The organism is Minwuia sp. IMCC3060 (genome assembly GCF_029909435.1).
GTDB lineage: Bacteria > Pseudomonadota > Alphaproteobacteria > Minwuiales > Minwuiaceae > Minwuia.
This window is the reverse complement of record NZ_CP123782.1, coordinates 3,455,450-3,469,287: the sequence shown is the minus strand read 5'-3', so window position 1 is coordinate 3,469,287 and position 13,838 is coordinate 3,455,450. Positions and strand designations below refer to the sequence as shown.

14 protein-coding genes are annotated in these 13,838 nt (G+C 64.7%); 4 read left to right on the top strand and 10 right to left on the bottom strand.

All coding sequences use genetic code 11. The annotated features are described in order from the left end of the window. Nucleotides 1-13: 13 nt before the first annotated feature. A complete protein-coding gene (locus QGV54_RS16240) occupies nt 14-1,258 on the bottom strand; it encodes a nucleotidyltransferase family protein (protein ID WP_281019658.1) in 1,245 nt (414 codons plus the stop codon). A gap of 458 nt (nt 1,259-1,716) precedes the next feature. On the opposite strand from QGV54_RS16240, the gene QGV54_RS16235 reads away from it, so the two are divergent. Then, nucleotides 1,717-1,869: a hypothetical protein gene (locus QGV54_RS16235; protein WP_281019659.1), complete on the top strand. Its 153-nt coding sequence runs from the start codon at nt 1,717-1,719 to the stop codon at nt 1,867-1,869. Nucleotides 1,870-2,033: 164 nt separating this feature from the next. Here the strand turns inward: QGV54_RS16235 and QGV54_RS16230 are convergent, their stop codons facing one another. The 3 genes from QGV54_RS16230 to QGV54_RS16220 are packed head-to-tail and all read right to left on the bottom strand — an operon-like array spanning nt 2,034 to nt 4,493. After that, nucleotides 2,034-3,734, bottom strand: coding sequence for an ABC transporter ATP-binding protein (locus QGV54_RS16230; RefSeq protein WP_281019660.1), 1,701 nt, complete (start codon nt 3,732-3,734; stop codon nt 2,034-2,036). Further along, a complete protein-coding gene (locus tag QGV54_RS16225; protein WP_281019661.1) occupies nt 3,731-4,186 on the bottom strand; it encodes a lasso peptide biosynthesis B2 protein in 456 nt (151 codons plus the stop codon). Before QGV54_RS16225 ends, QGV54_RS16230 begins: the two co-directional genes overlap by 4 nt. Nucleotides 4,187-4,223: 37 nt before the next feature. Then, nucleotides 4,224-4,493: a PqqD family peptide modification chaperone gene (locus QGV54_RS16220; protein WP_281019662.1), complete on the bottom strand. Its 270-nt coding sequence runs from the start codon at nt 4,491-4,493 to the stop codon at nt 4,224-4,226. Between the two features lie 254 nt (nt 4,494-4,747). On the opposite strand from QGV54_RS16220, the gene QGV54_RS16215 reads away from it, so the two are divergent. Then, on the top strand, nt 4,748-5,341 hold the full coding sequence (locus tag QGV54_RS16215) for an isoprenylcysteine carboxylmethyltransferase family protein (RefSeq protein WP_281019663.1): 594 nt from the start codon (nt 4,748-4,750) through the stop codon (nt 5,339-5,341). Here QGV54_RS16215 and QGV54_RS16210 read toward each other — a convergent pair. Genes QGV54_RS16210 through pdxY form a run of 4 tightly spaced genes read right to left on the bottom strand, consistent with a single transcriptional unit; the run spans nt 5,313 to nt 7,910 of the window. Then, on the bottom strand, nt 5,313-5,744 hold the full coding sequence (locus tag QGV54_RS16210) for a thioredoxin family protein (protein ID WP_281019664.1): 432 nt from the start codon (nt 5,742-5,744) through the stop codon (nt 5,313-5,315). The two genes, QGV54_RS16215 and QGV54_RS16210, sit on opposite strands and share 29 nt — an antisense overlap. Before the next feature lie 10 nt (nt 5,745-5,754). After that, entirely contained in the window at nt 5,755-6,621 is an 867-nt protein-coding gene (locus QGV54_RS16205; protein ID WP_281019665.1) for a sulfurtransferase, read from the bottom strand. A 48-nt stretch (nt 6,622-6,669) separates the two neighbouring features. Beyond that, the gene (gene cueR, locus QGV54_RS16200; RefSeq protein WP_281019666.1) at nt 6,670-7,062 is read right to left on the bottom strand and encodes a Cu(I)-responsive transcriptional regulator; all 393 of its coding nucleotides are present in this window, start codon (nt 7,060-7,062) and stop codon (nt 6,670-6,672) included. Beyond that, complete coding sequence (pdxY, locus tag QGV54_RS16195; protein WP_281019667.1) at nt 7,059-7,910, bottom strand: pyridoxal kinase; 852 nt, start codon at nt 7,908-7,910, stop codon at nt 7,059-7,061. The genes cueR and pdxY overlap by 4 nt, the downstream gene beginning before the upstream one ends. Nucleotides 7,911-8,007: 97 nt before the next feature. On the opposite strand from pdxY, the gene QGV54_RS16190 reads away from it, so the two are divergent. Further along, on the top strand, nt 8,008-8,880 hold the full coding sequence (locus QGV54_RS16190) for a CoA ester lyase (RefSeq protein ID WP_281019668.1): 873 nt from the start codon (nt 8,008-8,010) through the stop codon (nt 8,878-8,880). Between the two features lie 153 nt (nt 8,881-9,033). On the opposite strand, the gene QGV54_RS16185 is transcribed toward QGV54_RS16190, so the two are convergent. After that, nucleotides 9,034-10,239, bottom strand: coding sequence for an acyl-CoA dehydrogenase family protein (locus QGV54_RS16185; protein ID WP_281019992.1), 1,206 nt, complete (start codon nt 10,237-10,239; stop codon nt 9,034-9,036). A 205-nt stretch (nt 10,240-10,444) separates the two neighbouring features. On the opposite strand from QGV54_RS16185, the gene QGV54_RS16180 reads away from it, so the two are divergent. Then, the gene (locus QGV54_RS16180) at nt 10,445-11,098 is read left to right on the top strand and encodes a LysR family transcriptional regulator (RefSeq protein ID WP_281019670.1); all 654 of its coding nucleotides are present in this window, start codon (nt 10,445-10,447) and stop codon (nt 11,096-11,098) included. Between the two features lie 444 nt (nt 11,099-11,542). Here the strand turns inward: QGV54_RS16180 and parC are convergent, their stop codons facing one another. Beyond that, on the bottom strand, nt 11,543-13,828 hold the full coding sequence (gene parC, locus QGV54_RS16175) for a DNA topoisomerase IV subunit A (RefSeq protein ID WP_281019671.1): 2,286 nt from the start codon (nt 13,826-13,828) through the stop codon (nt 11,543-11,545). Between the last annotated feature and the right edge of the window lie 10 nt (nt 13,829-13,838).

The window sequence follows — 13,838 nt, the reverse complement described above, 5'->3', positions numbered from 1 at the left end:
ACCGGTCGTCGCTTCAGCCTCGAAGCCAGCTGGTGAGTGTGCCCAGTCGGGCGGCGTCCTGTCGTGCACGCCGGTCGCGACGGCTGCGCATGAAATCGGCGAGCCGCAGCCGCAGCCGCCACCATTTCAGCGGATACCAGAAGATTATCCAGGGCGAGGCTGCTGATACCGGCACCTCGGTCGCGAGGTCGGCACGGCGCGGAAAGGCCCGTCGGAGAAGGATGCGGAGCCGCGCGGCAGTGGACAATTGTCCGGCCAGCTCCGCCTGCAGGGCAACGTCGCCGCGCGCTTCGAAGCTCCGCAGCAGGCTGCGCGCAGCAACGGTGATGATCGGGTCCTGAGGTGCCAGGATGCTTGCGGTCTCAGCGTCCCACTCGATGCTGGCATCTGGCCACTCCCGCTCAACCAGCCGCAGTACCAGTGCCAGGCCACGCGTTGCTCCCTGGGCACTCGCGAGCTGCCAGAGGCGGGGCCAGCTGATCGCGTGGGTTTCGAGCAGCCAGCCGATATCGCTCACGATCAGAGGCCCGTTGTTGAACTGGTGATCGATGGCGGCGTGGACCGCGAGATGCAGCAACAGGTCCTCCGTTCCTTCGAACGGGATCGAGCAACCGGCCACATCGCGTCGTATCTGGCGCGAGGCCATTGTCTCGTGGTTGCCGTGCGCAGAGTCGGTCCTCAGCAACTGGCTTGGCGAGATGGTTCTGGTGTGCACCTCCACAGTCGCGCCTCCCGGAATTCTCAGGGGCGGAAGATGCTTCCTGTCCTCCAGGTGCGCGGCAGGATCGCCGGGGTGCCCCGGCTTTCGCCCCAGACCGTTCGCCTGCAGGGCCTCGAACCCTGCAATCGCCTGTGCATGCGGAACCAGAACATCGATGTCGCGCAGCGGACGCAGGCCGAGTTCCGGATAGGCGAACTGCGCCACATAGGCTCCCTTCATGAACAGGTGCGCGATACCTGCCTGCTCCAGGATCCGGCTTGTCCGGATCATGTCCCGTTGCATTGAAAGACCGCGAAGGGTTGCCCGCTGATAGGCAATGGCGAGGCGATCCCTCATCTCCGCCGGCAGGCGCGGCAGCAGTCCGGCCTTGCCCATGTTGTAGTGCAGGCAAGGGGCGAACCGATGTTCCATCGCCCATTCGAGAACCTGTGACAGATCCTCGCCCGACATCGCCTCAATGACATGCTTCGGGATCGATTCCGGTCGACACATCAGTCGGAGGGCCAGTTCCTCCAGTGATGCTACCCGTTCGGTCATGCCGGTTTCCTGATCTCGCGTTGGGACTCGGCAACATGCCTGAATTGAAGTCCGGAGTCGTGACTACCTTCAACCAAGGCCCGGCACCGTGGTCAAGCACTCCCGAATGCCTGGGGGAAGTCGGGAGAGCGCTGTCCCGGCCAGCGGTTGAAGAAGGCAAGACCATACAGGACCCGGCGCCGTGAAGCGCTGAATGATGGTATGCGGTCTGCCAGCGGCACCATTCGATACAGGGTAAGTGGATGTTCCCGGTCTTCCGGCAAAGCCGCTCCTGGGTGGGGAAGCCGATCAGAAGAGGCTCGAATCCGAGCGAAGGGTTGCTGCAGAGGGGGCTTGACACATTCGGGGCTGCCGGTGATAAGCATAGGAACAGGAACGCTTCAGTTTTTCCGACTGGCTGGTGTTCCGTGGCCCGTTGCAAGAGTTCGAATCCAGATTTACCGTAGTGGAAACACCTGATGACAAAGCATGAAATCTCAACCGATGGCGTCGTTGGCGAAGACCACATGAAGAAGATGGTCTACGAGGCTCCAGTACTGCGGGTTCTGGACACGGGTGACACCGCGAACGATATCGCCCCCTCCAACGACGGTGCCACCACGTCGAGCTGACGCCCGGCTTCCTGTTCGGTTCTGACGCATTGATCGGGTCAGGCTATTGCAGTGCTGCAATGGCCTTTCCCTCGTTTTCGGTGCCGGTGAAGTCCCGTTCCTGAGAAGCTTTGCCAGAGCCTGAAGCGTCTGGTTTCCGTGCGGCCCGGCCTGACTGCCGCGCGCTACGGGCTGGCGATTCTTCCTTCTCTCAATTCGATGACCTGATCTGCATTCCGCAAGGTTTCTGTGCGGTGCCCGATCAGCAGAACTGTCATCTGCCCGTGCAGCGTTTCCAGCGCTTCACTGATCGCAGCCTCGTTCTCCGCATCCAGCGCACTCGTTGCCTCGTCCAGGATCAGCAGGCTGGGGCACCGCAGCAAGGCGCGTGCGAGCGCGATGCGCTGGCGTTCACCGCCTGAGAGCCTGACACCATTGTCGCCGACCACGGTGTCCAGGCCGTCATGCAATTTCATGACGAAATCCGCCGCGGCCTGGGCAAGTGCCGCCAGCAGTTCCGATTCGGTTGCCGCGGGATTTCCGAACAGCAGGTTTGCCCGGATCGTGTCGTGAAACAGGAACGTATCCTGTGGCACGTAGGCAACATTTCGCCGCCAATTCACCCGACTGGTGCCGTCCAGAGGTACATCATCGATCGTCATGGTGCCTTCGTCGGGGACGATCAGGCCCATCAGTATGTCCGCGAGAGTACTCTTCCCCGCGCCGGAAGGGCCGGTGATCGCGGTGGTGGTTCGCGCGGCCAGTCTGAGGTTGATTTCATGCAGGGCCGGACGGTCCCGCCGGGCGTAGGTCAGGGACACATCCTTCAGGTCGATAGCGTTGACGACAGGCCATTCTCCATGGGCGTCATCGGCAACCGCTTCCGCATGCTCGCCACTCTCGGCAACGAAACGGTCGATGGCCTCCAGCGCCGGCTCGGCGTTCAGCCAGCGGTGCAGGAACTGCTGCGCGGAGAGCAGCAGGGGCATCAGGCGGGCAAACAGGAATGTCAGGGCCAGCAACTCGGCCAGCGGCAGTTCCAGCCAGGTCAGGCCGACAAGAACATAGAGCGCAAGCAGGGCTGCCCCTATCACCTGCTGCAGGTTCCGCATCAGGCTGGTCTCGATCCCGAACCGGAGCTGGTTGCGCCGGACGCGGGCCACCGTCCGGACCAGAAGATCGATGTGTCGTGACTCGCTGCCCAGGATCTTGGTCAGCTTCAGGCCGCCGAAGGACTGCTGGACATTGGCCATCAGATCGCGGTTCGCATCGACCTGCTGCGATCCAAGCCGCAACGCGCTCGCCCGGATGCGTCGCATCGCGACATAGCCGATGGCCGCCGCGAACAGCACCAGTCCGGCCATCGCGGGGGAGAAGACGAAGGCGGCGGCGAAGTAGGCAAGGGCCGTGGCAAGGGTGGTGAGCAAGGTCAGGCCGGCGCTGAGTCCGTTTCCGACCCGATTCACTTCCCCCAGCACCAGGGTCATGTGGTCGGTGCGTGTCTGTTCGGTGATCCAGCGCCAGTCGGCCCGGAGCAAGCGGCTGATACAGACCTCCCGCAGGTGATCGACGACCTGGTGCTGCAACATCAGCCCTGCGCGGTCCTTGGCGAACTGAAGCGCACTGCGCACGGCGATGAGCGCGACGAAGACAGAGAGGAAACCGACAGGTGTCGGGGGAATCCCGAATGCCGCGAGCAGATCCAGCAGGTGCCGGACGATGGCATTTTCTGCCTCTCCCCCGGTCAGGGACGAAAGCAGCGGCACCAGCAGTATGAAACCAATGCCTTCCGTGAGACTTCCCGCCAGCAGCAGAAGCGCCAGCACGATGACCTGTCCCCGTGGTGCGCGCTGCAGCAATCGCAGCAGCCGTTGCAGGTGAATCATTGGTGGATGTCCCCTGCCGGCATCCGCCCGACGAACATGCGCACCACACGATAACGCCCGAAGCCGGTGCCACCACTCACCGGAACCGGCCCGGCCATCACCCAGGCATGCGCGTCCATGCCCTGCGGTCCCTCCGACGGCGCGAGGCCGAAGTAGATCGCATGCGGTATGCGATAGAGGCGCAGGAGAGTACGTGCCGCAAGCGCTTTCGGATAGCAGTTGGCGGTCCAGGGGCAGTATTTCGCGGCAATGCTGATGGTGCTGCGAATATCGCGGGCGCGTCTGATCTGGTCCGGGTTCGCCAGGGGTATCCAGTTCTCGACCCCCAGATCCTCCCCATAGAAAGGCGCCATGCGTTTCAGCGGCAGGGTCAGGATCAGTGCCCGATAGAGTCCCAGCAGCAGCCAGGTCGGAAAGAGCCAGAACAGGGTGAAGCCCGACTGGTCACGCATCGAACGGAATTTGCGCGCCAGCAACCTCGACATGGGCCTACTTCGCTTCCGCCAGTCCGTTCTCGATCAGTGTCGCCAGGAAGGCGGCGACATCGCGGCGACAATCCTCTTCGCTCACGTCATAGGCGACGCGAACGGCCTCGACGAGCGCATACTCGGTCTGCGGTTGCTCCAGCCGTTCCCAGATCAGCGAGCCTGTTCCGCCGATGCCGAAATAGGACCCATGCTCGATACTCATCAGCACGGTTTCGCCGTCCATGTCGGTCGAGACAAATCCTTCAAGCCGGCGATAGGTCGGTGCAGTCATTCGTGGAGGTCCTCGGCAATTCCGTGCAGAAGAGCGCTGTTCGCGCCTGTCATTCTGGTGCGACTTATGACGGTATTCGCTGGCGCTGTCGACATTGACAGCCAACCGGTGTGACAATCGCCGCCCGTTTCACAACCCGAACAGGCTTGCACCATGAACCATCGGCGTACGCCCCTGAAGGCCATGAATGCCGCCGCTGACCGGCAGATCCATGTGTCCGGTCCGGGGCAGCGTGCGGGGACGGGCGCCGGGCGATGACACTTTCCGAGCAGCTGATCTATGCGGTGCTCTGGCTTCTCTTCGGCGCGGCCCATTCGGTGCTGGCGTCGGAGACCGCCAAGCGGCTGACCCGCGCCCTGTTCGGGCGGCTGGAGCGTCTGGCCTACAACCTGATCGCGGTGTTTCACTTCGTGGCCACTGTGGCGGCGGGACGATACCTGCTGGGTGGGGCGGAGGCGGAACCGTTCGTTCTGCCGCCGCTGATCCAGGCGGGCATGGGCGCGGCACTGGTGGCCGGCGCGGGTCTCATCCTGCTGGCACTGCGCCATTACGACCTTCGGCGCTTTGCCGGAACGGCGCTGGTCCCTGAAGGTGCGGTGCCGGAGCCGCTGCATACGGACGGGCTGCACCGCTATGTCCGGCACCCGCTCTACAGCGGTGCTTTCCTGCTGCTGATCGGCGGTGCCACGGATCCCTTCGGGCTGGCCACCTGCCTGTGGGCCAGCCTGTATCTGGTGATCGGGACGTGGTTCGAGGAGCGGCGGCTGATCAGCCTGTATGGCGATGCCTATCGGCGTTATCGCGCGGCCGTGCCGGCGTTCATTCCGTGGCGCGGGCGGGCACGTTGAGGGATGTGTCCTCCAGGCGCCCCGGCACCTGCCACATCAGGGCCTGCAACTGCCGCCAGAAATTCGGGCCGTCGACATAGCCGAGGATGCGCCCGACCTCCTGCTCGCCGTGCAGCAGCACGAAGGTCGGTGTCATGCGCACCCCGGTGACATGCCGCAGGTCGTCGGGCCGCCGGTGGCGCAGGTCCACCCGGCGCAACGGCGCACGCTGGCCCAGGGTCGTCTCGGCATAGCCGCGCCCGACGGCATCGTTCCAGACAGCGCAATAGATGCAGGTACCCAGTTCGAACATCACCAGTTCGGTCCGGGCCCCGTCAGCCTGCGCCGCCAGGGGAAGCAACAGCCAGAGCAGGGCGATCAGCAGCGCGCGGCGTACCGAAGCCGGGATGTTGGAAGGGGTCACGGCTGCACCCTCAGGTTCTGTCGCTTTCCATGGGCAGGTCCGGGAGTGCCGACCACTCCAGCAGCGAATTGTCATAGAGCTGCAGATTGTCGTGCCCCGCGACATGCAGGGCAAACAGCGTTGCCGCCGCCGCGATGCCGCCACCGCAATAGGTGATCACCGGCTTCGAGGGATCGACCGCTGCGAGCTGTTGCGCCATCTGTTCCGGCGTCGCGAAATCGCCTGTCAGCGGGTGCAGCAGATCGGTGGCCGGAACGCTGAGGCTGTTCGGGATCCGACCGGGGCGGCCATAGTGGGTGCCGCCCGTCCCCCGAAACTGATCCAGCGACAGCGCATTGACGATCTGGGTGTCACCGTCGGCAATGGCCTGCCGTATCGTTTCCCGGTCGGCGATGGCAGCCTGGGTGCGCGTGCCCCGGAACGTGGAGGGGGTGAACTGTTCCTCCCCCGTGGCGACGGCCCGCCCTTCCGCGACCCAGCGCTGCCAGCCGCCATCCATGATCCGCACATCGCGGAGGCCGGAGACGGTCAGCACCCACCAGGCGCGGGTCACCGCCACCGCCGTGCCGGAACCGTAGAGCACCACCGTGTCGTCAGGGCTGATCCCGATCTCCGACAGCACCCGGTCGATCTGCGCCTGCGGCGCGATGGTGAAGGGGTAGGCCCCCTCCGGGTCGGAGAGGTCGTCTACCATGTGCAGGAAGGCTGCGCCCGGAATGTGCCCCGCCAGCCAGCCCTCCCGCCCGCTGTGGATCGTGGAGGCTCCAACCGGCTTCGTCTCGAAGGTGACGGTGCAGTCGATCACCCGGATCGTGCCCGCATCAAGGCCGGCCTCGACAAAGGCCGGATCGACGATCAGTTCAGGTCGCTTGGTCATTTTCCGGTTCCTCCCCCTGAAGACACTATCCGATGCCTTCCGGCCTACCTACCCCTTGACCGCCAGCCCCTCCAGGATCGGGCAGTCGGGCCGATGGTCGCCGTGGCAGTTGCTGGCCAGATTGGTCAGTTCGTCGTGCAGGGACTGCAGTTCCGTCATCTTGCGCTCGATCTCGGCCAGATGATCCAGGGCGATGGCCTTCACGTCCGCGCTGGCGCGATTCCGGTCGGCATAGAGCGCCAGCAGCTCGCGGCAGGCGTCGATGCTGAAGCCGAAGCTGCGGGTGCGCTGCACGAAGCGCAGTTGCTGCACCTCCTGCTGGCCATAGTCGCGATAGCCGTTGCTGCGCCGCCCCGACGGGGTGACCAGCCCGATCTCCGCGTAATAGCGCACGGTCTTGGTGGGCAGGCCCGACGCCCGCGCTGCTTCGCCGATATTCATGCCGCGGCCTCCGGTTCTGCCTGCAGTACCGTGATTTCCGCCTCCAGCGGCGGATCCAGCAGGGATGACTGTGCGGCGACCAGCGCCAGATCGCTGTCTCCCAGCGCGCGGGACCAGCCGATCACCGCGTGCACGGCGGCGGCGGCCAGCGCGGCGGCGTTCTGCAGGGGCATGCCATCCAGCATCCGGGCCATGAACAGGCCTGCGAACAGGTCGCCGGTGCCGTGCGGTGCGTCGGGGATCGCGGGCATGGAGATGCGGTAGCGCGAGTCCCGCTGCACGATCAGGACATGCACCTGGTCCGCCGCACCGGGGGACGAGGTGCAGACGACCGCATCGGGACCAAGGGAGAGCAGGTGCCGCGCAGCCTCCGTCACCTCCGTCTCCGTCGTGGTCGGCATGCCCGCCAGCACGCCAAGCTCGAAGCTGTTCGGCAGCACGATGTCGGCGCGGGGCATCAGCGAGTCCCGGATCGTCGACGCCACTTCCCGCGAGACATAGCGGCCCGTGTGGGTGTCACCGATCACCGGGTCCAGCACATAGCGGCAGTCCCCGTCGTTCCGCAGGCGGTCCAGATGCCGGGCCAGCATCTCGCCGTTGGTGGGATCGCCGAGATAGCCGGAGAACACCAGGTCCGGTCGGGCGCGGGTGATGACGGCGCGGATGATCGCGGAAACCGATCCGCACTCCAGCGCCTTGCCCTCCGGGCGGCCGTGACCGGGGTGAAAGCTGAGCACGGTGGTCGGCACGTCCCAGACCACATGCCCCAGTCGGCGCAGCGCGAAGGCGGTCGCCGAGTTGCCCACATGGCCCATCGCCACCTGGCTGGACAGGGAAAGTACCGCCATGTCTCCACCTTTCGTTGCGCAGGCCCCGGGGGAAATTATAGTGTCCCGCGACAGTTACTGAATTGCCAATCGAGCAGGCAAGAGGGAGAGATACCACATGGCCGCATCCGTCCGCCCCCGCCGCAGTGTCCTTTACATGCCGGGGTCCAACACCCGCGCGATGGAGAAGGCCAAGACCATCGCCGCCGATGCCATCATCCTGGATCTGGAGGATGCGGTGTCGCCGGACGCCAAGGCGACGGCACGGCAGCAGATCGTCGATGCGCTGGCCGCCGGCGGCTATGGCAAGCGGGAGATGATCGTCCGCATCAACGGCCTCGACACTCCCTGGGGCGCCGACGACATGGCGGCCATCGCGAAATCCGGTGCCGACGCCATCCTGGTGCCGAAGATCAATGACGCCGAGACCGTGCAGGGTCTGGTCGCCGCCATGGACAAGGCCGGTGCCCCGGCCAGCATGGCGCTCTGGTGCATGATGGAAACCCCCATCGGCATCCTCAACGCCCAGTCCATCGGCGCGGCCTCCGACCGTGTCGCCGTCTGGGTCATGGGCACCAACGACATCGCCAAGGACACCGGCGCGCACCACACCCCGATGCGCCTGCCCATGGTCACCGCGCTGGGCATCTGCATGCTCGCCGCCCGCGCCTACGGCATCCAGATCCTCGACGGCGTCTACAACGACATCAAGGACGAGGACGGGTTCCGTGACATCTGCCAGCAGGGTCTGGAAATGGGCTTCGACGGCAAGACCCTGATCCACCCCAGCCAGGTTGTCCCCTGCAATGAGGTCTTCTCCCCCACCGAAGCCCAGCTCGAAATGGCCGCCCGCATCGTCGCCGGCTTCGAGGAAGCCCAGCGCGAAGGCAAGGGCGTCGTCACAGTCGACGGCCGCATGATCGAGAACCTGCACGTCGAACAGGCCAAGAAGCAGCTCGCCCTGGCGGCGGCTGTGGCGGAGATGGGGTGAGGGGCGAGACGATCTTTCTCTAGGGATCAGGATGATTTCGTCCGAGCGTACCGCAGTCATCCTCTACCGCATCACGGATGACGCGGTAGAGGTTGTGACGGTTGCCTGTGGTGGACGCGACTATGACGCCCTGATCAGGGACTAGTTCACCCTTCACGCATACTTCTTCAACTCGATGCGGCCGATCTGGTTGCGGTGGACCTCGTCGGGGCCTTCGAAGATGCGCATGGCGCGGGCGTTGGCGGCGGCGAAGCCGTGGCCGAAATCGTCGGTCATGCCGGCACCGCCGTGGGCCTGGATGGAGAAGTCGATCACGCGTTGCAGCATGTTGGGGGCCGCGACCTTGATCATGGCGATCTCCGCCGCCGCTTCCTTGTTGCCCACCTTGTCCATGCGGTCGGCGGCCTTCAGCACCAGCAGGCGGGCCTGATCGATGGCGATGCGGGCCTCCGCGATCCGTTCCAGGGTCACGGTCTGCTCCGCCAGAGGCTTGCCGAAGGCAGTGCGCTGCTTCACCCGGCGACACATGCTTTCCAGTGCCACCTCGGCCTGACCGATGGCGCGCATGGCGTGGTGGATGCGGCCCGGGCCAAGCCGCCCCTGCGCGATCTCGAAGCCCCGGCCCTCGCCCAGCAGGATGTTCTCCGCCGGTACCTCGACATTGTCGAATGCGACCTCCGCATGGCCGTGCGGCGCGTCGTCATAGCCGAAGGTCGGCAGCCAGCGGACGATACGGATGCCGGGGGTGTCGCGGGGCACCAGGATCATCGACTGCTGGCGGTGGCGCTGCGGGTTGTCCGGGTCGGTCTTGCCCATGACGATGAACAGCTCGCACTTCGGATGCAGCGCGCCGGTCGACCACCACTTGCGCCCGTTGATGAGGTATTTCTCGCCCTGCCGTTCGATCCGGCATTCGATGTTGGTGGCGTCAGAGGATGCGACCGCAGGCTCCGTCATGGCGAAGCAGGAGCGGATCTCGCCCGCCAGCAGCGGGTCCATCCAGCGGCGCTGCTGCGCCTCCGTGCCATAACGCTCCAGCGTCTCCATGTTGCCGGTGTCGGGGGCGGCGCAGTTGAAGACTTCCGGTGCCCAGTGGATGCGGCCCATGATCTCGCAGAGCGGCGCATACTCCAGGTTGGTCAGGCCCGCGCCATGGCCGGATTCAGGCAGGAACAGGTTCCACAGGCCCGCCTGCTGCGCGGCCTGCTTCAGTTCCTCCATCACCGGAATGACCTTCCAGCGCTCCCCTTCCGCGACCTCGTCAGCGTAGCGCGCCTCGTTCGGCTCCACCTGCGTTGCCATGAAGTCCAGCAGCCGGGCCTGCAGGTCCTGCACCTTCTGCGAATGTTCGAAGTTCATCACTGTCGCTCCTCTTCGGCTTTTCGGTTGCTACCCCGGCCCACTCCCCCAACCGGCCACCCGTTCAGAATGATCCCGTGGGTGGCCGGGCGGAGGAGTGGGTCGGGGCAGCGCCATCCCTTGATGGCCTCACCAGTTGCGCGGAGGGTGCGCCTGTTCGTATCATCTGTGAAATGCATTGTTTGCATTCTGAAAGATGCACCAGATGAATTTGTCCCGAGTCGATCTCAACCTCTTCGTGGTCATGGAAGCGATCTATGCGGAGGGCGGCATCACCGCTGCCAGCCGTCGGCTGAACCTGTCCCAGCCTGCCGTGAGCCATGCCCTGGGCAGGCTGCGGGAGATGTTCGATGATCCGCTGTTCCAACGCAGTGGCCGTACGATGGCCCCCACCCCGCTGGCGCGGCGGATCATCGAACAGGTCCGGTCCTCCCTGCAGGGGCTGGAGGAAACGCTGGGCCGCGCGGACGGCTTTGACCCGGCAACGGCCACGAAACGTTTCACCATCGCGATGCGGGAGGCGATGCAGGCCGCGATCCTGCCGCCGCTGATGGTGGAGCTCGGGGCCTCCGCACCCGGTATCGACCTGCTGGTGGTCCGCGTTGACCGGCGGGACATCGAACGCGAGCTGGCTTCCGGCCGCATCGACCTCGGCATGGATGTGCCGCTGCCGCTGACGGACAGCATTCACCGGACCCGGCTGGGGCGCGAATGGCTCTCGGTGGTGGTACGGCAGGGGCATCCGCTGACGCGCGAACCCCTGACCTTGCCGCGCTATCTGGCGCAGCAGCATGTCGAAAGAAATTACAGTTTCAGCGCAACCAGTTGTGCTGAAATCTATTGCAAAATTGACATATGATTTAAATTTTAGTAATCGACGTCCTGAAAACGCGGAGGAATTGTTCGACAGATTAATGAATTCTGTCGAAAGAATCGACTTTTCGCATCAGAATCCTGTCTGGCGATTCTATGATTTGGATCAACATGAGATCGAGACATACAAACTCCAGGAGTTGTCAGATTGGCTGCCTATTGATGATGGGAGTGCCAACCGAGATATCGGATCGTATCAAAACGGATTCATCAGATTTGGTGCGAAGCACAACGACATATTCCCGATTATCGGGGATATGGTTCGGTGGCAGGCCGGGTTGCCAAGTCGCCACCAGTAAGAGCGAACCATCATGATTCACGATACGGCCACGGTGCATTGAGAAGTGCGCCGTGGCTGCTCTTCTCCAAAAAAATTTAGTCAGCCATAAAGAATGTGCGTTGGTGCTCCTTGTTCAAGAGCTCGCTCCGTTTACCCGAACAAGCCCGTCTTGTTGAAACCGCGCGGGGCCATGCGGCCGGCGCTGGCGCGTTTGGCGAGCCAGTCGGAGAAGTCATCTTCCCGGCCTGTGCGGCCTGACGGGCCGGTCCAGGTGAGACCGTCCGCGGCGGTGAAGGTCTTCACGTCGGCCATGCCGCCGTCCTTGTAGCGCTGCAGCATGACGCCCTTGCCGCGCCCCATCTCCGGCATTTCCGTCAGGGGAAAGACCAGCAGCTTCCGGTTCCTGCCGATGACCGCGACATGGTCGCCTGTGACCGGAACGAAGGCCTGTGCGGTCTCGCCCTTGCCGAGGTTCAGCACCTGGCGGCCGTTGCGGGTGGAGGCCAGCACGTCATCCTCCGCCACCACGAAGCCGCGCCCGGCGGAGGAGGCGATGAGCCGCTTCGCGCCTGGTGTGTGGACCAGCAGATCCACGATCTCCTGGTCGTTCGGCAGGTCGATGATCAGGCGGACAGGCTCCCCGTGACCGCGCCCGCCCGGCAGCTTGTCGCAACCCAGTGTGAAGATGCGCCCGTCGGTGGCAAAGACCAGCAGCTTGTCGGTGGTCTGGGCATGGAAGCTGAAGCGGCCCTGGTCGCCGTCCTTGTATTTCAGCTCCGTCGTCAGGTCGATGTGGCCCTTGGCGGCGCGGATCCAGCCCTTCTCCGAGCAGATGACGGTGATCGGCTCCCGCTCGATCAGGACTTCTGCCGCCGCCTGCGCCAGTTCCTCCGACGGCTCGTCGCCGAAGCCTGTGCGGCGCTGTGCCAGCTCCGGCAGCTTCTTCAGTTCGGCGCGCAGCGTCCTTACCTGATCGCCGATCTGCGCCCAGCGCTTCATCTCGTCGCCCAGCAGGTCTTCCAGTTCCGCCTTCTCCAGCGTCAGCGCGTCATGCTCGCTGCGGATCTCCATCTCCTCCAGCTTGCGCAACTGGCGCAGCCGCATGTCCAGGATCGCCTGCGCCTGACGCTCGGTCAGGGTAAAGCGTTTCATCAGGATTTCCTTCGGGCGGTCGTTCTCCCGAATGATGCGGATGACCTCATCCAGGTTCAGGAAGGCGACGAGATAGCCGCCCAGCACCTCCAGCCGGTCGGCGATCTTCGCCAGCCGGTGCCGGGTGCGGCGCTGCAGCACCACGTGGCGGTGGTCCAGCCAGCCCTGCAGCATGTCGTGCAGCGGCATGACGCGCGGGGTGCGGCTGGCGTCGAGGGCGTTCATGTTCAGGTTGAAACGCACTTCCAGATCCGTCTGGCGGAACAGCTGCTCCATCAGGGCGTCGGCGTCGATGGTGCGGGACCGGGGTTCCAGGATCAGGCGGATATCGTCGGCGGATTCATCGCGCACATCGGCCAGCGCCATCAGCTTCTTGTCGTTGATCAGCTGGGCGATCTTCTCCACCAGCTTGCCCTTCTGCACCTGGTAGGGCAGTTCGAACACCCTGATCTGATAGGTGCCGTGACCGGCGGACTCCTTCTCCCAGCGCGCCCGCAGGCGGATCCCGCCACGCCCGGACAGATAGGCGTCGGAGATCGTGGCCGGGTCGGTGACGATGATGCCGCCGGTGGGGAAGTCGGGACCGGGCATCCGCGACATCAGGCTGCGGTGCCAGCGGTTTACACGCTTCTGGCGGTCTTCCTCGCTCTCGTCGGCGGGGATGTCGGCGCGGCGCTCCAGCATCCACAGCAGGGCCTCGCAGATCTCCGTGGCGTTGTGCGGCGGAATGTTGGTGGCCATGCCCACCGCGATCCCCGCCGCCCCATTGGCCAGCAGGTTGGGGAACGCCGCCGGCAGCACCAGCGGCTCGTTCTCCTCCCCGTCATAGGTGGTCTGGAAATCGACCGCATCCTCGTCGATGCCTTCCAGCAGGCGCTCGGCAATGCGGGTCAGCCGCGCCTCCGTGTACCGCATGGCGGCGGCGTTATCGCCGTCCACATTGCCGAAGTTGCCCTGTCCCTCCACCAGCGGGTAACGCACCGCGAAGTCCTGCGCCAGCCGCACCAGCGCGTCATAGATCGCCTGGTCGCCGTGGGGGTGAAACTTGCCCATCACGTCGCCGACGATGCGGGCGCATTTCTTGAAACCGGCATCGGGGTCGAGGCGCAGCAGGCGCATGGCGTAGAGCAGCCGCCGGTGAACGGGTTTCAGCCCGTCGCGCACGTCCGGCAGGGATCGCGAAACGATGGTCGAGAGCGCATAGGCCAGATAACGCTCGCTCAATGCATCGCTGAGCGGGACCGGGGTGACGTTTTCCTTGTCGGGGGGGGAAAGTTCACTCATGGCGCGGGCG